Annotated in this window: 17 protein-coding genes and 1 pseudogene; 10 read left to right on the forward strand and 8 right to left on the reverse strand. The window is 65.2% G+C overall.

Annotated elements, in window-relative coordinates; translation table 11 throughout:
* Nucleotides 1–52 precede the first annotated feature (52 nt).
* Genes F6X42_RS09525 through F6X42_RS09550 form a run of 6 tightly spaced genes read left to right on the forward strand, consistent with a single transcriptional unit; the run spans nt 53 to nt 5342 of the window.
* Complete coding sequence (locus F6X42_RS09525) at nt 53–778, forward strand: c-type cytochrome (RefSeq protein WP_187633969.1); 726 nt, start codon at nt 53–55, stop codon at nt 776–778.
* On the forward strand, nt 775–2124 hold the full coding sequence (locus F6X42_RS09530; protein ID WP_187633970.1) for a c-type cytochrome: 1350 nt from the start codon (nt 775–777) through the stop codon (nt 2122–2124). Before F6X42_RS09525 ends, F6X42_RS09530 begins: the two co-directional genes overlap by 4 nt.
* A gap of 51 nt (nt 2125–2175) precedes the next feature.
* On the forward strand, nt 2176–2352 hold the full coding sequence (locus F6X42_RS09535; protein WP_187633971.1) for a hypothetical protein: 177 nt from the start codon (nt 2176–2178) through the stop codon (nt 2350–2352).
* 2 nt (nt 2353–2354) lie between these two features.
* A complete protein-coding gene (locus tag F6X42_RS09540; protein ID WP_187633972.1) occupies nt 2355–2927 on the forward strand; it encodes a cupredoxin domain-containing protein in 573 nt (190 codons plus the stop codon).
* Complete coding sequence (locus tag F6X42_RS09545) at nt 2914–4539, forward strand: b(o/a)3-type cytochrome-c oxidase subunit 1 (RefSeq protein WP_187633973.1); 1626 nt, start codon at nt 2914–2916, stop codon at nt 4537–4539. Before F6X42_RS09540 ends, F6X42_RS09545 begins: the two co-directional genes overlap by 14 nt.
* Nucleotides 4536–5342 carry a c-type cytochrome gene (locus F6X42_RS09550; RefSeq protein ID WP_187633974.1) on the forward strand — a complete coding sequence of 269 codons (807 nt, stop codon included), beginning with the start codon at nt 4536–4538 and terminating at the stop codon, nt 5340–5342. Before F6X42_RS09545 ends, F6X42_RS09550 begins: the two co-directional genes overlap by 4 nt.
* Before the next feature lie 45 nt (nt 5343–5387).
* Here the strand turns inward: F6X42_RS09550 and F6X42_RS09555 are convergent, their stop codons facing one another.
* Entirely contained in the window at nt 5388–7034 is a 1647-nt protein-coding gene (locus F6X42_RS09555; RefSeq protein ID WP_187633975.1) for a methyl-accepting chemotaxis protein, read from the reverse strand.
* A 265-nt stretch (nt 7035–7299) separates the two neighbouring features.
* Between F6X42_RS09555 and F6X42_RS09560 the strand changes: the two genes are divergently transcribed.
* Nucleotides 7300–8100, forward strand: coding sequence for a bestrophin-like domain (locus tag F6X42_RS09560; RefSeq protein WP_187633976.1), 801 nt, complete (start codon nt 7300–7302; stop codon nt 8098–8100).
* Between the two features lie 109 nt (nt 8101–8209).
* On the opposite strand, the gene F6X42_RS09565 is transcribed toward F6X42_RS09560, so the two are convergent.
* Together F6X42_RS09565 and F6X42_RS09570 are read right to left on the reverse strand one after the other, a co-directional pair.
* Nucleotides 8210–8752 (reverse strand): single-stranded DNA-binding protein, encoded by a 543-nt coding sequence (locus F6X42_RS09565; protein WP_187633977.1) that lies wholly within the window; start codon nt 8750–8752, stop codon nt 8210–8212.
* Nucleotides 8753–8898: 146 nt separating this feature from the next.
* Nucleotides 8899–10086 carry an MFS transporter gene (locus F6X42_RS09570; protein ID WP_187633978.1) on the reverse strand — a complete coding sequence of 396 codons (1188 nt, stop codon included), beginning with the start codon at nt 10084–10086 and terminating at the stop codon, nt 8899–8901.
* Nucleotides 10087–10387: 301 nt separating this feature from the next.
* On the opposite strand from F6X42_RS09570, the gene uvrA reads away from it, so the two are divergent.
* The 3 genes and pseudogenes from uvrA to F6X42_RS09585 form a co-directional block, all read left to right on the forward strand.
* Nucleotides 10388–13261 (forward strand): excinuclease ABC subunit UvrA, encoded by a 2874-nt coding sequence (gene uvrA, locus F6X42_RS09575; RefSeq protein ID WP_187633979.1) that lies wholly within the window; start codon nt 10388–10390, stop codon nt 13259–13261.
* 34 nt (nt 13262–13295) lie between these two features.
* Nucleotides 13296–14381: an AI-2E family transporter gene (locus F6X42_RS09580; RefSeq protein ID WP_187633980.1), complete on the forward strand. Its 1086-nt coding sequence runs from the start codon at nt 13296–13298 to the stop codon at nt 14379–14381.
* Between the two features lie 272 nt (nt 14382–14653).
* Nucleotides 14654–15163: pseudogene (locus F6X42_RS09585) on the forward strand (PepSY-associated TM helix domain-containing protein); the annotation flags it as partial.
* Between the two features lie 52 nt (nt 15164–15215).
* Here the strand turns inward: F6X42_RS09585 and purU are convergent.
* From purU to F6X42_RS09610, 5 genes are all read right to left on the reverse strand, one after another.
* A complete protein-coding gene (gene purU, locus F6X42_RS09590) occupies nt 15216–16085 on the reverse strand; it encodes a formyltetrahydrofolate deformylase (protein WP_187633981.1) in 870 nt (289 codons plus the stop codon).
* A gap of 66 nt (nt 16086–16151) precedes the next feature.
* Nucleotides 16152–17063, reverse strand: a complete 912-nt coding sequence (locus tag F6X42_RS09595) for an NUDIX hydrolase (protein WP_187633982.1) — start codon at nt 17061–17063, stop codon at nt 16152–16154.
* Between the two features lie 72 nt (nt 17064–17135).
* On the reverse strand, nt 17136–17750 hold the full coding sequence (locus tag F6X42_RS09600) for a LysE family translocator (protein ID WP_187633983.1): 615 nt from the start codon (nt 17748–17750) through the stop codon (nt 17136–17138).
* 172 nt (nt 17751–17922) lie between these two features.
* The gene (locus tag F6X42_RS09605; RefSeq protein ID WP_187633984.1) at nt 17923–18489 is read right to left on the reverse strand and encodes an adenine phosphoribosyltransferase; all 567 of its coding nucleotides are present in this window, start codon (nt 18487–18489) and stop codon (nt 17923–17925) included.
* 82 nt (nt 18490–18571) lie between these two features.
* Complete coding sequence (locus F6X42_RS09610; protein ID WP_187634027.1) at nt 18572–20569, reverse strand: monovalent cation:proton antiporter family protein; 1998 nt, start codon at nt 20567–20569, stop codon at nt 18572–18574.
* Nucleotides 20570–20758: the final 189 nt, after the last annotated feature.

A 20758-nucleotide genomic window follows, 5' to 3' on the forward strand; every position in this document is an offset into this window, starting at 1 on the left:
CCCGAGCAAGCCCGTTCCGAATAGCGGTCAATAGTCCCCAACGAGGCCCGGTGTGTATCGCAAAACGATCGGCTCCGCGGTTCTGTTCGTGCTGTGCGCGCTTCACGCGCTATCGAGCGGCGCGGCGTTCGCGGCCACCGACGCGGCCGGCGCGATGCCCCAGTCGATGGACCAGCGCATACGCGCGTGCACGTCGTGTCACGGCGTGCAGGGCCAGGGCCGCAATAACGACTACTTCCCGCGCATCGCCGGCAAACCGGCCGAATATCTGTTCAATCAACTGATCGCCTTTCGCGACGGCGGCCGCACCTATCCGCCGATGGGCTATCTGCTCGCGTTCCTGCCCGACGACTACCTGCGTCAGATCAGCGAGTATTTCGCGGCCCTGCAGCCGCCCTATCCCCAATCCGACCACGCCGCGCTGCCGCCGAAGCTGCTTGCCGCCGGCGAAAAGCTCGTGATGCATGGCGACCCTGCGCGCGGCATACCGGCGTGCATCGCCTGTCACGGCGCGCGCATGACCGGCACGCAGCCGGGTATTCCGGGCCTGCTCGGGCTGCATGCGAGCTATATCGCCGGACAGATGGGCACGTGGCGCTCGGGCACCCGCCACGCGCTCGCGCCGGACTGCATGCGCACGATCGCGCTCAAGCTGAACGACAACGACATCGCCGCGGTATCGAACTGGCTCGCGCGCCAGCCGCGTCCCGCCGATCCCCGGCCCGCACCGGCATCCGCCGAGCGGCTGCCCCTCGCTTGCGGGAGCCAACCGCAATGAAGCCGACACTTCGCCCGCCCGGTTGGCTGCGCCCGGCAAGCATGGCTAGCGTCCTTGCGATCGGCAGCCTCGCGCTCGCGTTGCTGGTCCTTGCACCGTTCGCGACGACCGCGCGTGCCGCGACCGTCGCGTCCCAAGGCGCGGAGCCGGCCGCCACCGCAGCGACAGCTGGAGCCGGCCCCGACACCCGCCCGGAGATCGTCAGACGCGGCGAGTACCTCGCGCGCGCGGGCGACTGCATCGCGTGTCACACCGCGCCGCGCGGGCGGCTGTTCGCCGGTGGCCTCGCGATGGAAACGCCGTTCGGCACGCTGTACTCGCCGAACATCACGCCGGACGCGCAGTACGGCATCGGCACCTGGAGCGAGCAGGCGTTCTTCAACATGATGCGCACGGGCCGCAAGCCGGACGGTGCGCTGATCTATCCGGCGATGCCGATCGCCCAGTACACGAAGGTCACGCGCGAGGACTCGAACGCGATCTTCGCGTTCCTGAAGACCGTCGAGCCGGTGCGTCAGCCGAACCGCCCGCACACGCTGCGCTTCCCGTTCAATCAGCGCGATCTGCTATACGGCTGGCGCACGCTGTATTTCCGCGAGGGCGAGTTCCAGCCCGACCCGACCAGATCGGTCGAATGGAATCGCGGCGCGTATCTGGTCGAAGGGCTCGGGCACTGCACGATGTGCCACACGCGCATCAACATGCTGGGCGGCTCGTCGCCGCGCGAGCAGTTCGCGGGCGGGCTGATTCCGGTGCAGAACTGGTACGCGCCGTCGCTGACCTCGGACAAGGACGGCGGCCTCGGCGACTGGAGCATCAAGGACACCGTCGATCTGCTGCAAACCGGCATCTCCGATCGCGGCGCCGTCTACGGTCCGATGGCCGAGGTCACCTATCACAGCCTGCAGTATCTGAGCGACGAAGACATCCGCGCGATGGCCGTCTATCTGAAATCGCTGCCGGCCCAGGGCGGCCGCAAGACCGGCCCGAGCGCGACGCCCGACCCGAAGGTGTTCGCGCTCGGCAAGCAGATCTACGCGGACAAATGCGCGATCTGCCACGGTGACAATGGCGAGGGACAGCTGCCGCATTACCCGCCGCTCGCGGGCAACCAGTCGATCGAAATGGACTCGAACGTCAATCCGATCCGGATCGTGCTGAACGGCGGCTTTCCACCCGGCACCAAACACAATCCGCAGCCGTTCGGCATGCCGCCGTTCGGTCAGGAGCTGAACGACACCGAGGCGGCCGCCGTCGTCACGTTCATCCGCACGGCGTGGGGCAATCACGGCCTGCCGGTCACGGCCCGCGATGTCAACGCGTTGCGCAAGGCGCCACTGCACTGAGGCGCCGTTCCCAAACGCCGTGCTGAAGCGCCGCATAGGAGATCCATCGACATGAAAGCGAACGACCCGCACAGCGCCGCCCCGCCGACCGACCACGAAGTCGAACAGGTCGTCGCGGCCGGTCCGCGCGGCGCGATCGCGCTGGCCGGCGTCGCCACGGTCATCGTGATGTTGATCTGGTTCTCCTTCTACTTTTTCGCGTTTCTGCCGCGCGGCATCATCCACTGACCATGTCGACCGACTCTTCTCATCAACCCGGTAGCGGCCACGCGGTCGCCTTGCGCGCCGAGCGGCGCTGGGCCATCTACACGGTCGCGCTGATCCTGCTGATGCTCGCCGTGATCGTGTTCTCGGGCGTGCATTGGGCGATGATGCCGCCGTCGCGCGTCGAGACGATCGATCCGTCGCGCCTGCAGCTTTCCGGCGAATTCGCCGAGGACAATCTCGGCAGCGCGGTGCAGCCGGACGGCTCGGTGATCGTGCGCTTCATCGCGCAGCAGTACTCGTTCACGCCGCAATGTCTGCTCGTGCCCGCCGATACGCCGATCACGATCCGCACGACCAGCGCCGACGTCGTGCACGGCCTGCTCGTCACCGACACCAACATCAATACGATGGTCGTGCCCGGCTACGTCGCGACGCTGAACACGCAGTTCGACCATCCCGCCGATCACGCGATGCCATGCCACGAATTCTGCGGCTTCGGCCATCAGACGATGTGGGCGCACGTGAAGGTGATCGACAAAGCCGCCTTCTTCGAACAGGCCCGACAATCACGGAGACTGAGCTGTGTTCCACGCTAAGCGACTCGTACTCGCGCATTTCTGGCTTGCCTTCATCACGTTCGCGATCGCGCTGTGCCTCGGCGCGTGGCAGATGCTGGTGCGCAGTCCGCTGTTGCCGTGGGTCAGCGATCCCGAGTTGTACTATCGATCGGTGACCGCACACGGCACCGTGATGGCCTACGTGATGCCGACGCTGGTCGCGATGGGCTTCGGCTACGCGATCGTCGAGCTCGCACTCGCGCAGCGCCTCGTCGGTCTCAAATGGGCATGGGCCGGGTTCTTGATGCTGCTGGTCGGCGCGGTGATGGCGATGGTGCCGGTCGCGCTCGGCAAGGCATCGGTGCTCTACACGTTCTATCCGCCGATGATCGGCAGTCCGTTCTACTACCTCGGCGTCGTGCTCGTGGTGGTCGGCTCGTGGATCTGGGTCGCGCTGATGCACGTGAACCTGCGCGTCTGGAAGCGCGCGAATCCGGGCAGGCCCGTGCCGCTCGCGATGTTCGCGAACGTCGCCGGCGCATATCTGTGGGCGTGGACCGCGGTCGGCGCGGCGCTCGAGATCCTGTTCCAGATCCTGCCGGTCGCACTCGGCTTCGCCCACACGATCGACGCCGGCCTCGCGCGCGTGCTGTTCTCGTGGACGCTGCACGCGATCGTCTACTTCTGGCTGTTCCCCGCTTACATCGCGTACTACACGCTGGTGCCGCGCGCGATCGGCGGACGGATCTACAGCGATTCGATGGCGCGCGTGTCGTTCATCCTGTTCCTCGTGTTCGCGATGCCGATCGGCATCCATCACCTGTTCGTCGATCCGCAGGTCGGCGCCGGCTTTAAGTTCCTGCATGCGGTGTTCACCGGCATGGTGTCGGTGCCGACGCTGCTGACCGTGTTCACGATCTGCGCGTCGGTGGAAATCGCCGGCCGGCTGCGCGGCGGCAAGGGCGCGCTCGGCTGGCTCACCGCGTTGCCGTGGCGCAATCCGATGATGCTGGTGATCGCGTTCTCGTTCGTCATGCTCGGCTTCGGCGGCGCGGGCGGACTCATCAACATGAGCTATCAGCTGAACTCGACCGTGCACAACACGCAGTGGGTGACCGGCCACTTCCACCTGATTTTCGGCGGCGCGATCGTCATCATGTACTTTGCGATCGCGTACGAACTGTGGCCGCAGCTGACCGGCCGCGCGCTCGTGTCGGCGAAACTGTTGCGCACGCAATTGTGGCTGTGGTTCATCGGCATGATGGTGGTCACGATACCGTGGCATTACGTCGGCCTGCTCGGCGCGCCTCGCCGCATGGCCTACTACGACTACGGCATGACGGGCATCCAGGACCAGGCGTTCTGGGTCGGCACGTCGGCGATCGGCGGGCTGATCCTCACGGTGTCCGGCCTGCTGTTCGTCTATATCCTCGCGAAGTCGCAATTCGGACCGGTGGCGGAGCCGCAGACGTTCCGCTTCGCGAGCGCCGCGCACCCGGTCGAGCGCGTGCCCGTCGCGCTCAACAGCTTTGGCCTATGGGTCGCGCTGATGATCGGGCTCACGGTCGTCAACTACAGCGTGCCGATCGTCCAGTTGCTCAGACTGCCGCAGACGTCGGTGCCGGCAGTCGTCATCGGAGCACAGCGATGAACGAAGAACGCATGTTCACGCTGCGCAACCCGTGGTTCGTGTGGGGCGTCGGCGGCACGCTCTCAATCGCGATCGTTGCGATCCTGATCGGCTTCGTGTGGCTGCCGTCGGCGAGCAGCGCGTTCCGCGACCTCGGCCTGTGGGCGAGGATTTGCGGCGCCGCCGGCGTGCCGTCGAGCTGGTACGGCGGCAACGCGACCAGTTGGGTGCCGAGCGACGTCGTCGTGTTGCCGCCTTCGGGCACGATTCAGCCGATGGCGGATGCGATCGGCCGCGGCGCGACGATCGCGACACAGCACTGCTCGATGTGCCACGGTGTACTCGGCACCGAGCAGGTCACCGCGCCCGCGCTGGCCGGGCAGTACGCCGACGTGACCTACAAGGAACTGCGTGACTTCCAGAGCGGCCAGCGGCAAAGCGCGGTCATGAAGCCGATCATCGCAGCACGCAGCGACCAGGATCTGCACGATCTGGCGGTCTACTACGCATCGCTCCCGCTCGCCCCAGCGGCCGAGAAAACCCGGGCCGGCGAAGCACCGGATGCGACCGCAATCAGGCTCGTGATGCAGGGCGATCCGCAACGCAATATCGCGCCGTGCGCGGCATGTCATGGTCAACTCGATCGCACGGGCGCAGCGCCTTGGCTCGGCGGACAGTCGGCGCTCTATCTGGCCGCGCAGTTGCACGCGTTCGCCTCGGGCGCGCGGCGCAACGACATCAACGAGCAGATGCGCAATGTCGCGCGGCAGATGACGCCCGAGGAAATCGATGCCGTGGCGAGGTATTACGCGGCCATCCAGTAGTGGGACAGTGTCAGGTCGCGAGGTGACGCGGCGCGACGGCTCGCGTCACGCCGCGACAAGCTCGCTCTCCACTCTCCGCGCGTCGGCAACGCCGGCCAGCTTCACCGCGGTCGCCGAAGCACCGCCGCGCGACTCGCTGCCAGTCCGGAATACCGCCACCGCCGCCGACAAGCGCCGCGACTGATCTTCCAGCGAACTCGCCGCCGCGGCCGCCTGCTCGACGAGCGCCGCATTCTGCTGCGTGACCTCGTCCATCTGACTGACCGCGAGATTGACCTGGTCGATGCCGGTGCTCTGTTCGAGCGCCGCCGCCGCGATCTCGTTCATGATCGAACTGACGCGCGCGATCGCCACGACGATGTCGTTCATCGTCGTGCCCGAGCGTTCGACGAGCTGCGAGCCCTGCTCCACGCGCGTGGTCGACGCATCGATCAAGCCCTTGATCTCCTTGGCCGCCGCCGCGCTGCGCTGCGCGAGCGAGCGCACTTCGCTCGCGACCACCGCGAAGCCGCGTCCCTGCTCGCCCGCGCGCGCCGCCTCGACTGCGGCATTCAGCGCGAGGATGTTGGTCTGGAAAGCGATCCCCTCGATCACGCCGACGATGTCGGCAATCCGCCGCGAATCGTCGACGATGCCGTGCATCGTGCCGACCACCTGCTCGGTCAGTTCGCCGCCCTGCGCGGCCAGCGTCGAGGCGCCCTGCGCGAGCGAGCTCGCCTCTTTCGCGTTGTCGGCCGTCTGCTTGACCGTCGACGTCAACTCTTCGATGCTCGCGGCCGTTTCCTCCAGCGCCGCGGCCTGCTCCTCGGTGCGCTGCGACAGATCGGCATTGCCGGCCGCGATCTCGCTGACGCCGGTGTCGATCGATTCGGTGCCTTGGCGAACCGCGTTGACGGTCGTGATCAGCGATTCCTGCATCCTGCGCAGCGCGGCCGCGAGACGGCCCATTTCGTTGTCGCCGAGCACTTCGATGCGGCCGCTCAGGTCGCCGTTGGCGATCCGCTGGAACTGCGCGATCGTCGCATCGACCGGCGCGACGATTGCACGCACGAGGACGAAGCGGGCGAGAAAGCCGCCGACCAGCGACAGCGCAATGCCGATCGCCACCGCCATACTGATCGCGTAGAACAGGTCCTGCGCATCCTGATAGCGCTGCGCGCCGTGATCGAGCTGCAACTGCTCGAGCGCGAGCATGGCCTTTTCGTACGCGCTGTACAGCGACGGCAGCTTGTGCGCCTGCAATTGCTCGAAGGCGTTGGTGTCGCTCGACTTGAGCGCGGCGAGCGTCGGTTCTACGCCATCGTGCAGGAAGGTGTCGCGCTTGTGCTGCATGTCGGCGATCAGACGCTGCTCGTCGGCATCCGTACCCGCGTGGCTCAGATAGTGGGCAAGTCGGTCATCGGAGGATTTGCGGTACTGATCGAGGCGCTGAAGCACGGCGTTCGCGCCGTCCTGATCGTTCAGCGCGACGAGCGACGCGTACGTCGCGAGCGCCAGACGCAGACGCAACAGCTGGCCAGCGCTGCCTTCGAGGTCGGCGACGGCGGGGGTGTCGATCGTGTACATCTGCTGCAGCGACGCATTCGACGAACGCAGCGACAACAATCCCGCGGCCGCGCCGAGCAGCAGCACGATGCCGAAGAACACGATCATCACGGTGAGGCTGGTGCGAATCGACAGCTTTTTCAACATCGGACTGGTCTCCTTGGGCTGGCCGGCCGATGGTTCCGTATCGTTCACGATACCCGCACGGCCGCGCAGGCTGCGCCCACGCCGTTCGGCCCGGTCCGCAACTTGGCTTGAGATTAAGCAAACAGTGCATTGAAGGTCAACGGCAGATGGTCCAAAAACTTTATGGTTGATCGCTCGCGCGGCTTGCGCTACATCAATAGATGTCTCGAAGCCCGTTTGCTGAAGCCACCTTCTGTCGAAGCCCCCTCCCGCCCGGAGCGCACGCATGTCGGAAATCGGTTCGGCCGTACTCGTGTTCGTGCTGCTGCTGATCGCTACCGGCCTCGGCGTTGGAGTGCGGCCGCTGCTGCCGGAGGAGCACAAGGCGCACGAGACCGTGCAGCTCGTGCAGCTCGTGATCGGCATGCTGGTGACGTTCGCCGCGCTGGTGCTGGGTTTGATGACCGCATCGGCGAAAGCGGGCTTCGACACCGCGTCGAACGATCTGCGCAGCTATGCGGCCGAACTGATCGAATTCGACTCGACGCTGCGCGAACTCGGCAGCGCGGCCGACGAATCGCGGCGCCTGTTGCGCCAGTACACGGCGGCGGCGATCGCGTCGACGTGGCCGCGGGAACCCGCGCCGAGCGGCGACTATCCGCGCGACCTCGGCGCACCGGACAATCCGGAGCAACTGGAAAACGTGCGGCTCGGCGACATGCTGAGCACGGTGGGACGCGAGTTGCGACAACTGCGAGCGCACGATTCGTTGCAGGAACGCGCGCTCGATGACGCGTTGACGCAGTACCGGCGCGTCGTCGATGCACGCTGGAAAATCATCGAGGAAGCGCACAGCTCGATTTCGCAGCCGTTCTTCAAGACGCTGACGTTCTGGCTATGCGTGATTTTTCTGAGTTTTGGGTTGATCGCGCCGCGTAATGCGTTGGCGCTGGTGACGATAACGCTGGGGGCGGTGTCGATTGCTTCAGCGATTTATGTGATCGTCGATCTGGACACGCCGTTTACCGGGCCGATCGTGGTTTCGAGCCTGCCGTTGCGGGATACGTTGGAGCATTTAAGGCGGTGAGTTTCCGAGGGAATGCTCGGCGCGGATGACGTAAAAAATGTCTGGAAACAGAGAGGCCCGCTTTCCTCACGAAAGCGGGCCTCAATCAGCAAAAAACAACGAGGGGGTTTTAGAACGGAATATCGTCATCCATCTCATCGAAACCGCCGCCGGCCGGCGCGCTCGGACGGCTCGCGCCGCCACCGCCACCGCCACTGCCACTGCCGCCACGCGAGCCGCCGCCCGACGACATCGCGCGGCCACCACCGCCACCGCTACGCTCCGACGGCTCGCCGCGGCTATAACCGCCTTCATCGCCGCCACCCATCGACGCGCCGCCACGGCCGCCGAGCATTTGCATCTGCTCCGCGACGATCTCGGTCGAGTAACGATCGGTGCCGTCCTGGGCCTGCCACTTGCGCGTGCGGATGCGCCCTTCGAGGTACACCGACGAGCCCTTCTTCAGATATTCCGCCACGATTTCCGCGAGGCGGCCGAAGAACGCGACGCGGTGCCACTCGGTGGCTTCCTTCATCTCGCCCGACGCCTTGTCCTTGTAGCGGTCCGTCGTCGCAAGGCGGATGTTCGCCACTGCGTCGCCGCTCGGAAGATAGCGGACTTCCGGATCGGCGCCGAGGTTGCCGACTAGAATGACCTTGTTCACGGATGCCATGAATTTCTCCTGTTGATTCCTGTTGCAGGCGGCGCGGCACTACGCGGTTCGCGTCTCACGGCCGGCAGGCCCGAGACCAGAAGAGCGCCTCTGCCCGCCGCCGGGTGAGTTCTGGATGATTCGGGAGATGCCCCGAGTACGCTGTGTTATGCCTTGCGCGGCGGCTGTTTCATCTTTGCGGCGATTATAAGCCAGCAAAATACCAGCCCGGAGCAAGCGAAGAAAACCGCGCTCTGGCCGTTCACTTTCAGCAGCCAGCCGCCGACCATGCCGCCCAGCGCAAGACCGATCGACTGCGTGGTGTTGTACACGCCGGCCGCGGCCCCTTTGCGGGTGCCGGGTGCCAGCTTCGACACCAGCGAAGGCTGCGAGGCCTCGAGAATATTGAAGCCGAGAAAGTACACGAACAGGATCGCCGCCACACTCAGAATCGTATGCGCAGCAACGCCCAATAACAACTGGCCGATCAGGATAAGAGCGATCGCCGACAGCAGCACGATCTTCATCTTGCCGCGCTTTTCCGCGGCGATGATCGCCGGCACCATCATCACGAACGACAGCCCCATCACCGGCAGATACACCTTCCAGTGCGACGCGACCGGCAGCCCGCCCGCTTCGAGAATGCGCGGCACGACCAGGAACAGCGCGGTTTGCGTCGCGTGCAGCACGAGCACACCGAAATTCAAACGCAGCAGTTCGACGTTGTGCAGCACTTCGGCAAACGGCGCGCGCACGTGCACCGGCTTCGGCGCATCGGGCACGATCCACAGCACGACGCCGATCGCGACAATCGCGAAGACGCCGACCAGCGTGAACAGCCCGCTCATGCCGAGCCAGTGGAACACGATCGGCGCGCCGACGATCGCCACCGCGAAAGACACGCCGATGCTGCCGCCGACCATCGCCATCGCCTTCGTGCGATGTTCCTCCGAGGTCAGATCGGCGATGAACGCGATCACCGCCGACGATACCGCGCCCATCCCCTGTATCACCCGGCCGACGATGATCCACGTCATGTCGTGCGCGGCCGCCGCGACGAAGCTGCCAATCGCGAAGATCAACAAGCCCGTCGCGATCACCGGCTTGCGGCCGATCTTGTCGGAGATCCAGCCATAGAAGATATAGAGCATCGACTGCGTGACGCCGTACGCGCCGAGCGCGATGCCGACGAGCAGCACGTTTTCGCCGCCGGGAATGGTCTTCGCGTAGATCGAGAACACCGGCATGATCATGAACAGACCCAGCATGCGCAGCGCGAAGATGGCGGCAAGCGACACGGTCGCGCGCAATTCGGGCGCGCTCATGCGTGTGGAGATGGCGGACGGATTGGACATCGAAGCGTGGTTTGAATGAACCGGGCGGCGAGCCCGTGTGGACAGCCCTGGCCGCCGGCACAGTGGAGCGCGACGAACGGGCTGGCGGCTAACCCCGGATGCCGACCGACTTGCGCTGACGAGACGCGCAAACCCCGTGCCCTATCGCCCCCGCTCGCCCCTTGCGGCATCTTGTACTCACGGAAAACGGCCCCAGTTAGGCCTCTTTCCCGCTGTCAGCATGCCGTAACGGCGGTCTGGAAAAGTCGTTATAGTAGCAGGTTTAGCCTCTTTCCCTTTCCGCAGTTCATGGAATAGATCCGTGGAACAAATTCGTATTCGTGGGGCCCGCACCCACAACCTGAAGAACGTCAATCTCGACCTACCGCGTCACAAGCTCGTCGTTATCACGGGGCTTTCCGGCTCCGGCAAATCGTCGCTGGCGTTCGATACGCTGTATGCGGAAGGGCAGCGGCGCTACGTCGAAAGTCTGTCCGCCTACGCGCGGCAGTTCCTGCAGCTGATGGAAAAGCCGGATGTCGACCTGATCGAAGGGTTGTCACCGGCCATCTCGATCGAACAGAAGGCGACTTCGCACAATCCGCGCTCCACGGTCGGCACCGTCACCGAGATCCACGATTATCTGCGTCTGCTGTTCGCGCGCGTCGGCACGCCCTACTGCCCCGATCATGAGATTCCGCTCGAAGCGCAAAGCGTGTCGCAGATGGTCGACGCGGCACTCGCGCTGCCCGAGGAAACGCGCATGATGATCCTCGCGCCGGTCGTCAGCGATCGCAAGGGCGAGCACACGGATCTGTTCGAGGACATGCAGGCGCAAGGCTTTGTACGCTTTCGTGTGCGCTCGGGCGGCGGCACCGCCAACGAAGGCAGCGCGAAAATCTATGAAGTCGATTCACTGCCGAAGCTGAAGAAAAACGACAAGCACACGATCGATGTCGTGATCGACCGCCTGCGCGTGCGCCCGGACATGAAGCAGCGCCTCGCCGAATCGTTCGAAACGGCGCTGCGCCTCGCCGACGGCCGCGCGATCGCGCTCGAAATGGACACGGACAAGGAGCACCTGTTCAGCTCGAAGTTCGCCTGCCCGATCTGCTCGTATTCGCTGCAGGAACTCGAGCCGCGCCTGTTCTCGTTCAACAACCCGATGGGCGCGTGCCCCGAATGCGACGGCCTCGGCCAGATTACGTTCTTCGATCCGAAGCGGGTGGTCGCGCATCCGTCGCTGTCGCTCGCGGCGGGCGCGGTGAAGGGCTGGGACCGGCGCAACCAGTTCTACTTCCAGATGCTGCAGAGCCTCGCGGCGTTCTACGACTTCGACATCGACACCGCGTTCGAGGACCTGCCGGAGAAAGTCCGCAAGATCCTGCTGTACGGTTCGGGCAAGCAGGAAATTCCGTTCTCGTACATCAACGAGCGCGGCCGCACGTCGGTGCGCGAGCACGTGTTCGAAGGGATCATCCCGAATCTGGAGCGGCGCTACCGCGAAACCGATTCGTCCGCGGTGCGCGAAGAACTCGCCAAATACCAGAACAACCAGCCATGCCCGGCGTGCGCGGGCACGCGGCTGCGTCGCGAGGCGCGTTTCGTGCGCATCGGCGCGGACGGCGACGCGCGCGGCATCTTCGAGATCAGCGGCTGGCCATTGCGCGATGCGCTCGGCTACTTCCAGACCCTGCGCCTCGAAGGCTCGAAGCGGGAGATCGCCGACAAGGTCGTCAAGGAAATCGTCGCGCGTCTGATGTTCCTCAATAACGTCGGGCTCGACTACCTGTCGCTCGAACGCAGCGCGGAAACGTTGTCGGGAGGCGAAGCGCAGCGCATTCGCCTCGCTTCCCAGATCGGCTCGGGCCTGACCGGCGTGATGTACGTGCTCGACGAACCGTCGATCGGCCTGCATCAGCGCGACAACGACCGGCTGATCTCGACCCTCAAGCATCTGCGCGACCTCGGCAACTCGGTGATCGTCGTCGAGCACGACGAAGACATGATCCGCATGGCCGACTACGTGGTCGACATGGGTCCGGGCGCGGGCGAGCACGGCGGCATGGTGATCGCCGAGGGCACGCCGAAAGAGGTGCAGAAGAACCCGGCGTCGCTCACCGGCCAGTACATGTCCGGCGCGCGCACGATCGAATACCCCGACGAGCGCAAGGAACCCGACGAGCGGCGCCTGCGCATCGTCGAAGCGCACGGCAACAATCTGCACAATGTGACACTCGATCTGCCGGTGGGTCTGCTGACCTGCGTGACGGGCGTGTCCGGCTCGGGCAAATCGACGCTGATCAACGACACGCTCTATCACGCGGTCTCGCATCACCTGTACGGCTCGGCCACGGAGCCGGCGCCGTACGAGTCGATCGAGGGCCTCGAGCACTTCGACAAGGTGATCAACGTCGACCAGTCGCCGATCGGCCGCACGCCGCGCTCGAATCCGGCGACCTACACGGGCCTTTTCACACCGATCCGCGAGTTGTTCGCCGGTGTGCCGGCCGCCAAGGAGCGCGGCTACGATCCGGGCCGCTTCTCGTTCAACGTGAAGGGCGGGCGCTGCGAATCGTGCCAGGGCGACGGTGTGCTGAAGGTCGAAATGCACTTCCTGCCCGACGTGTACGTGCCGTGCGACGTGTGCCACGGCAAGCGCTACAACCGCGAAACGCTCGACATTCAGTACAAAGGCAGCAACATCAGCGAAGTGCTCGACATGACGGTCGAGCACGCGTACGAGTTCTTCAAGGTCGTGCCGGTCGTCGCGCGCAAGCTGAAAACCTTGCTGGACGTGGGTCTTGGCTATATCCGCCTGGGTCAGTCGGCGACCACGCTGTCGGGTGGCGAGGCGCAGCGGGTGAAACTGTCGCTGGAACTGAGCAAGCGTGATACCGGTCGCACGCTGTACATTCTTGACGAACCGACCACCGGCCTGCATTTTCACGATATCGCGCTGCTGCTGGAAGTCATTCACCGGTTACGTGACCAGGGTAATACTGTCGTGATCATCGAACATAATCTCGATGTAATCAAAACTGCGGACTGGGTCATCGATCTCGGTCCCGAAGGCGGCGCCGGCGGCGGGCAGATCGTCGCCCAGGGCACGCCCGAGCAGGTCGCGAAGTCGAAGGCCAGCTTTACCGGCCAATATCTGGCGCCGCTGCTCAAGCGCGCCGCCAGCATAAAGTAACGCTGCACTACCGAGGTTGGAGACGGGATAAGCCATGACCAAGCGTAATCAGGCGCGCGAAGAAGATCGGGTGCAGGACCTGCGCCCGCGCCCGGTCAGGCTGACCAGCGACATGAGTCTGCCAAAGCTGTCGGCGGTCGAAATCGGCAGCTACGTGGTGATGCTGTTCGGCATGTGGGCGGTGATCGAACTGAAGCTGCTCGGCGCGCTGCTCGCCGGGCTGCTGGTGTTTCAGCTCGTGCATACGATCGCGCCGCGCATCGAGCGTCACATGTCGAGCAAGCGGGCGCGCTGGCTTGCGGTGGTGATCCTGTCGACGGTGATCGTCGGCGCGCTGACGGCGCTCACCCTCGGCATCACCTCGCATTTCGAGAACGACGTACCGAGCGTGCAGGCGCTACTCGATCAGGCGATGCAGCTGATCGACCAGGCGCGCGGCAGGATTCCGCAATTCGTCGCGAACTATCTGCCAGTCGACACCGAGCAGATGAAGGCGAAGGCCGCGGAACTGATGCACACGCACGCCAACATGCTGCAGCAAAGCGGCACGACCGCGGCGCGCGCATTCACGCACGTGCTGCTCGGCATGATCATCGGCGCAATCATCGCGGTCGGCGCGCAGAAGCATATCCAACGGCTGCCGCTGTCCACCGCGTTCGTCACGCGCGTGACGCGTTTTGCCGACGCGTTTCGCCGCATCGTGTTCGCGCAGGTGAAGATTTCCGCGCTCAACTCGGTATTCACGGCGGTCTTCCTGCTGGTGATCCTGCCGATCTTCCACGACCGGCTACCGCTGTCGAAGACGCTCGTGCTCGTCACGTTCATCGTGGGTCTGCTGCCGGTGATCGGCAATCTGATCTCGAACACGATCATCGTCGCGGTCGCGCTGTCGGTGAGTTTTCCGGCGGCGATCATGTCTCTGGTGTTTCTGATCCTGATTCACAAGCTCGAGTACTTTCTGAACGCGCGGATCGTCGGTGGCCAGATCGAGGCCCGCGCGTGGGAACTGCTGATCGCGATGCTGGTGATGGAAGCGGCGTTCGGTATCGCCGGGGTCGTCGCTGCGCCGATTTTTTATGCGTATATCAAGCGGGAGCTGATTTATTTGCGGATGGTGTGAGCGGCACGGGCTCGAGTAGCACAAGTCAGCGCCCACTAGCGCTCACCGAGCGGGCCATTCAGGCCACGCAAGCAAAAGCGGCACTTCGGTGCCGCTTTTTTTGCTTCCCGCGGCGCTGAGTCGCCGTCTCTCGCCGACAGAAAACTTGCAGCACATGGCGCCCCCTAAGATGCGAACAATTCCTATTTACAGCTGATCCGCATTGTGACGTTACCCCTGTTTTCCCGCTCGGGTTTGCGCCTGAATCCCTGTTACTCGTTGCCGGCTCGCGCATGAGGCGCCAGCTTGTCCGCCTGCACCGCTGGTTCGGCGTCGCAATCGCGCCGTTTCTGTTCGTCGCCGGCCTCACTGGCGCGATCATCGCGCGGGACCACGAGCTCGATGCCGCGCTGAACCCGTCGTTTTACCGGGCCCGCACGGCCGGGCCGACGCTGTCCGGCCTCGAACTGGCGAATCGCGTCGAAGCCGCCGATCCGCGGCTTCAGGTGACCTATCTGCCGCTCGCGGTCGAACCGGGCCACACGCTGCAGATGATGGTGCTGCCGCGCACCGATCCGGCGACGAAACGGCCCTATCCGCTCGAGTTCAACCAGATCGCCGTCGATCCCGTCACCGGCGAGATCCAGGGACGTCGGGAATGGGGCGCCGTGTCGCTCACGCGGCTCAACCTGATTCCGTTCACCTACAAGCTGCACTACACGCTGCAGCTGCCGTTTACCGGCGGCATCGACATCGGCACGTGGCTGATGGGGATCGTCGGCATCGTGTGGCTGTTTGATAGCAAGGAAAGGATTGCGCCGGCCTCGACCGGCGCGGTCTTCATCGGCGCAACGTTTAGCGGAACACCACCGTCTTGCTGCCGTTCAACACGACGCGATGCTCGACGTGCCACTTCACCGCGCGCGCAAGCGTCACACACTCGACGTCGCGGCCGATCGCCGTCAGTTGTTCCGGCGTCATGCTGTGGTCCACGCGCTCGACCTCCTGCTCGATGATCGGGCCTTCGTCGAGATCGGTCGTCACGTAGTGAGCGGTCGCGCCGATCAGCTTCACGCCGCGGTCGAACGCCTGGTAGTACGGCTTCGCGCCCTTGAAGCTCGGCAGGAACGAGTGATGGATGTTGATCGCGCGGCCGGCGAGCGCCTCGCACAGTTTCGGCGACAGGATCTGCATGTAGCGCGCGAGCACCACGAGGTCGACCTGATGCTCGTTGATCACGTCGAGCACGCGCGCCTCCTGCGCGATTTTCGCTTCGGGCGTGCCGCCGAGCAGCGGGAAGTGATGGAACGGGATGTCGTAACTCGCGGCGAGCTGGTAGAACTCCTTGTGGTTCGAGATGATCGCCGGGATGTCGATGTTGAGCTGACCGGTGCGGTAGCGGAACAGCAGATCGTTCAGGCAGTGGCCGATCTTCGACACCATGATCACGACGCGCGGCTTCACGCTCGCGTCGTGCAACTCCCAGCTCATGCCGAACTGTTCGGCAAGTGTCACGAACGACGCGCGCAGCGCGTCGAGCCCCGGATCTCCGCCCACCTGCTGGAAATGCACGCGCATGAAGAATTCGCCGGTGCGGCTGTCGCCGAACTGCGCGGAGTCGAGAATATTGCTGCCACGCTCGAACAGAAAGCCCGACACGGCGTGAACGATGCCGGGCCGGTCGGCGCACGACAGTTTGAGGATAAAGCTGTGATCGGTCGACATGACCTCGGTGACTCCCTTCTTCAATGCATGGTTTGTTTCAGTGCGTACTGGCTGCAAAGGCCCAGGCTAGCCCAGCGCGGGCGGCGCGAACAGCGTGTCGATGCCCTCGCACGCGTCCTCGTCGATCCAGCGGCGGCGCAGCAGGCAATCGAGCGTCGCGAGGCTGGCGTCGACGGTCAGCGCGCCTTCCTCGATCCAGCGCGCGACTTCGTCGATGCGCGCGAGCCGGTGTTCGCCCACTTCGCCGTCCTGGTTGCGCGGCGCGAAGTCGGCGGGCAGCGCGAGGTCGTAGATGAAAATCTGCTCGGCCTGCGTGCCTTCCGGCAGCGATTGCAGCACGTGCGCGGTGCGGCCCGCGACCGCACTCGCCGCGATCTGCGCCGGAATGCCCGCTTCTTCCCAGCATTCCTTGACGATCGTCTCGGCGATGCCGAAGCCCCAGCCGATCCCGCCCGCAACGACATTGTCGAGCATGCCGGGGTCGGTCGCCTTCGTGTCGCTGCGGCGCGCGATCCACAATTGCGGCGCTCCGCCAAAGGGCGCTCCGCCAAGGGGCGCCCCGCCAAGGGGCGCCCCGCCAAAGGGCGCTCCGCCATCCGCATATTCTACGACGCCGTTCAGATGCACCGCGTAGGTCATCGTGCCGAAGAAGCGCGACGCCGCGCGCTCGATATACGCAAGCGGCGGCGCGTCGAACGCATTGCGGATCGCGTAGGTTTCGTTGCGCCAGCCGGGGATGCGGCCATCGGCGGCGAGCGCGCCGATCACGGAAGCGAGCGCCGCGCTGCGCAGATCGACGGTATCGAACGTGGCGGCGAGCGTCACGCTGTCGTTCGCAATCTCGAACACGTCGCGCCAGCGCGCGAGCAGTGGCACGTCGCGCTCGCGAATCCAGCCGACCTGGTCGGCGCCGATCCAGAACGGCCGATGCGCGGCCGCGTCGAAGCGGCGCGCGGCGGTGATGCAAGGCAAAGTCATCGAATACTCCAAACTGTCCGCCGTCGCGGCGAACCGGGGCAAACCGGAAGCGGGCGTGTTGCGTGACGCGCGTCAGTCGCGCAACGCGACGCGAATTCCGATCGCGATGAACGTCGCGCCGGCCAGGCGATCGAGCCACAAGCCCACGCGCGGCCGCCGTCTGAGCCAGCCGCCGATGATCCCGGCGCACACGCCGAACAGCGAAAACACGACGACGGTCTGCAGCATGAACAGCGCGCCGAGCTCCAGCATCTGCACGGTTACGCTTTGCGCGCCGTGAGGCTGCACGAACTGCGGCAGAAACACGATGAAGAACAGTGTGACCTTCGGGTTCATCAGATTGCCGAGCACGCTCTGGCGAAACACCGTCGACAGCGGCTGCCGCGCGCGCTCGTGCGCGGTCGCGAGCCCCTGGCTGCGCAGCGCCTTGATGCCGATCCACACCAGATACGCGGCGCCGGCGAGTTTGATCACCTCGAACGCGAGCGGGGACGAGCGCAGCAATGCGGCGACGCCGAGCGCGGCGAGCGTCGTGTGAAAGGTGATGCCGGCGGCAAAGCCGAGCGCGGCGACGAAGCCGGCCGCGCGGCCCTGCGAGATGCCGCGCGCGAGCACCTGCAGATTGTCCGGGCCGGGCGCCACGGTGATCGCGATCGAGGTGGCGAGAAACAGCAGGAAGTTGGGCATCGTGGTGGCCTTCTGATCTGGTTCGCGGATGGTGAGCCCTGTTGTTGGGCACAGCTGTTGGGCCCGCCTGGCATTGCGCGGTTTGGGGGATCGTGCGGCTTGCGCGGCTTTGGCTGCTCATACGGCGGCAAACCTGACCGCGCGTCACGGCGCGCGCGGACCGTCTCCCAGCTCAGTGACCGTCAAAACTCGTCACGGTATAGAGCGCAAGGCCGCCCTCGCCCAGCAGCTTCGAGCCGCCCAGCTCCGGCAGATCGACGATCGCCGCGCCTTCCACTACGACCGCGCCGAGCCGCTCGAGCAGCAGCTTGCCAGCCATCATCGTGCCGCCGGTCGCGATCAGATCGTCGATGATCACGACGCGGTCGCCCGGCTCGCACGCGTCCTCGTGAATCTCGACGGTCGCGGTGCCGTACTCGAGCTCATACGATTGCGAGATCCGCTTGTACGGCAGCTTGCCCGCCTTGCGGATCGGGATGAAGCCGATACTCAGCTCGTGCGCGACGATCGGCCCGATGATGAAGCCGCGCGCATCGAGTCCAGCGATGTAGTCGAGCTTCGCGTCGATATAGCGCTGCACGAACAGGTCGATCAGCACCCGCAGCGACTTCGGCTCGCGCAGCAGCGGCGTGATGTCACGGAACTGCACACCCGGCTGCGGCCAGTCGGGCACCGTGCGAATGTGACTTCTGACGTAGTCGGCCGCATCGAGCGGCGCGCTCGCGAGCGCGTTGGACATGATGTCTCCGGATGGACCTCGACGGGTCCGGTGAAAAGCTTTGAATCAGGGTGGCCCGACAGAACGGGCTTGCTTCACGGGTTCAGGCCGCGGCCGCGCGGCGATGCTTCGACAGCCGCTCCTCGGCTTGCGCCAGCTGCTCGGGCAGACCGCGCAGCACCACGATGTCGCTCGCGCGCAGTTTCGTCGACGGGTCCGGTTCGACGCCGCGGATGCCGTGCCGGCGGATCGCGGTCACGTCGACACCGAGCTCGAACAGGCCCAATTCGGCGAGCGTGCGGCCCACCGCGTCGGCGCTCTCGTCGACCGGCACCGATTGTAGCCGCACCTGCTCGTGGCCGTCGTCGTCGTCGATGTCGTCGGCGCCGTGGAAATAGCCGCGCAGCAGCGAGTAGCGTTCGTCGCGCATCTCCTCGACGCGCCGCACCACGCGCCGCATCGGCACGCCCATCACGACCAGCGTGTGCGACGCGAGCATCAGGCTGCCCTCGACGATCTCCGGAATCACCTCGGTCGCGCCGGCGGCGAGCAGTTTCTCGAGATCGGCGTCGTCGACGGTGCGCACGATGACCGGCAGCGTCGGCTCCATCTCGTGAATGTTGTGCAGCACGCGCAATGCCGACGGCGTGTTCGCGTAGGTGATCGCGATCGCGGCCGCGCGATGCAGGCCGGCGGCCAGCAGCGACTCGCGCCGCCCCGCGTCGCCGAACACGACCGATTCGCCGGCCGCCGCGGCCGCCGCGACACGGTCGGGATCGAGGTCGAGCGCGACATACGAGAGCCCTTCATGCTCGAGCATGCGCGCGAGGTTCTGCCCGGCGCGGCCATAGCCGCAGATGATCACGTGGCCGCTCTGCTTCAGGCTCTGCGTCGCGATGCGCGTCATCTGCAGCGACTGCATCATCCATTCGGTCGACGACAGCCGCAGCACGACGCGGTCCGCGTTCTGGATCATGAACGGCGCGGCGAGCATCGACAGCAGCATGGCGGCGAGAATCGCCTGCAATAGCGTCGCGTCGACCAGATGCCGGTCGAGAATCAGGTTCAGCAGCACGAAGCCGAACTCGCCCGCCTGCGCGAGACCGATACCGGTACGCATCGCGACGCCCGGCGTCGCGCCGAAGAGCCGCGCAAGGCCGGTGATCATGACCGCTTTCAGCAGCACCGGGCCGAGGAAAAAGGCCAGCACGACGAGTGGATGCTCCCAGATCACGCGCGGATTGAGCAGCATGCCGGTCGTCACGAAGAAGAGCCCGAGCAGCACGTCGCGAAACGGCTTGATGTCCTCTTCGACCTGATGCCGGTACGGCGTCTCGGCGATCAGCATGCCGGCGATGAACGCGCCGAGCGCGAGCGACAGCCCGAATTTGTCGGTGATGAACGCGGCGCCGAGCGTCACCAGCAGCAGATTGAGGACGAACAGCTCCTGCGAGCGCCGCCGCGCGACCACGTTGAACCAGCGCGTCATGAAGCGCTGCCCGACGATCAGCAGCAGCGCGAGGGCCACGACGATCTTGATCGCCGCGACGCCGAGCGCGCTGACCAGATTCTCCGAGCGGCCGCCGAGCGCCGAAATGATGATCAAAAGCGGCACCACCGCGAGATCCTGAAACAGCAGCACGCCGAAGATATTGCGGCCGTGCTCGGTTTCGATCTCGAGCCGCTCCGCGAGCATCTTGCTGACGATCGCCGTCGACGACATCGCCAGCGCGCCGCCTAGCGCGACGCTCGCCTGCCACGTGATATGCACCCAACGCTCGATCAGGAAGCCGACCGACACGGCCACCGCGACCGTGCCGATCACCTGCAGCAAGCCGAGTCCGAACACCAGTCGGCGCATCGTGCGCAGCTTGGCTAGCGAAAACTCGAGCCCGATCGAAAACATCAGGAACACGACGCCGAATTCCGCGAGATTCTGCGCACCCGCCGAATCGGGAATCAACCCGAACGCATGCGGCCCGACGACGATGCCGACCGTCAGGTAGCCGAGCATCGGCGGCAAGTTCAGGAAGCGAAAGATCACCACGCCCGCCACCGATGCCAGCAGCAGAAACAGCGTCATTTCGAGCGGGGAGATCATCGGCAAAAACGCATGGGTGAAGCGTCCTCGTTCGTCAGCGGAACCGCGCACGAGAACGCCGTGCGAGATGATTGATTGGGCCGGTAAAAAAGCTGCCAAAAGACGGCAAAGCAGCTGAAAAAGGGATTATCGACAGGCCGATGCAGACAGCGGCTCGGCACAGCAGGCCCGGCGCGGCGAACAGGCGCC

The sequence above is a fragment of the Paraburkholderia podalyriae genome, from assembly GCF_014397785.1.
Lineage (GTDB): Bacteria > Pseudomonadota > Gammaproteobacteria > Burkholderiales > Burkholderiaceae > Paraburkholderia > Paraburkholderia podalyriae.

Excerpts from the sequence above, each read along its gene's own strand:
- F6X42_RS09565 (WP_187633977.1), bottom strand. The coding sequence starts at position 8,752 with ATGGCATCCGTGAACAAGGTCATTCTAGTCGGCAACCTCGGCGCCGAT.
- F6X42_RS09555 (WP_187633975.1), bottom strand. The coding sequence starts at position 7,034 with ATGTTGAAAAAGCTGTCGATTCGCACCAGCCTCACCGTGATGATCGTG.
- F6X42_RS09535 (WP_187633971.1), top strand. The coding sequence starts at position 2,176 with ATGAAAGCGAACGACCCGCACAGCGCCGCCCCGCCGACCGACCACGAA.
- F6X42_RS09560 (WP_187633976.1), top strand. The coding sequence starts at position 7,300 with ATGTCGGAAATCGGTTCGGCCGTACTCGTGTTCGTGCTGCTGCTGATC.
- F6X42_RS09610 (WP_187634027.1), bottom strand. The coding sequence starts at position 20,569 with ATGATCTCCCCGCTCGAAATGACGCTGTTTCTGCTGCTGGCATCGGTG.
- F6X42_RS09605 (WP_187633984.1), bottom strand. The coding sequence starts at position 18,489 with ATGTCCAACGCGCTCGCGAGCGCGCCGCTCGATGCGGCCGACTACGTC.
- F6X42_RS09540 (WP_187633972.1), top strand. The coding sequence starts at position 2,355 with ATGTCGACCGACTCTTCTCATCAACCCGGTAGCGGCCACGCGGTCGCC.
- purU (WP_187633981.1), bottom strand. The coding sequence starts at position 16,085 with ATGTCGACCGATCACAGCTTTATCCTCAAACTGTCGTGCGCCGACCGG.
- F6X42_RS09580 (WP_187633980.1), top strand. The coding sequence starts at position 13,296 with ATGACCAAGCGTAATCAGGCGCGCGAAGAAGATCGGGTGCAGGACCTG.
- F6X42_RS09595 (WP_187633982.1), bottom strand. The coding sequence starts at position 17,063 with ATGACTTTGCCTTGCATCACCGCCGCGCGCCGCTTCGACGCGGCCGCG.
- F6X42_RS09600 (WP_187633983.1), bottom strand. The coding sequence starts at position 17,750 with ATGCCCAACTTCCTGCTGTTTCTCGCCACCTCGATCGCGATCACCGTG.
- F6X42_RS09550 (WP_187633974.1), top strand. The coding sequence starts at position 4,536 with ATGAACGAAGAACGCATGTTCACGCTGCGCAACCCGTGGTTCGTGTGG.
- F6X42_RS09570 (WP_187633978.1), bottom strand. The coding sequence starts at position 10,086 with ATGTCCAATCCGTCCGCCATCTCCACACGCATGAGCGCGCCCGAATTG.
- F6X42_RS09530 (WP_187633970.1), top strand. The coding sequence starts at position 775 with ATGAAGCCGACACTTCGCCCGCCCGGTTGGCTGCGCCCGGCAAGCATG.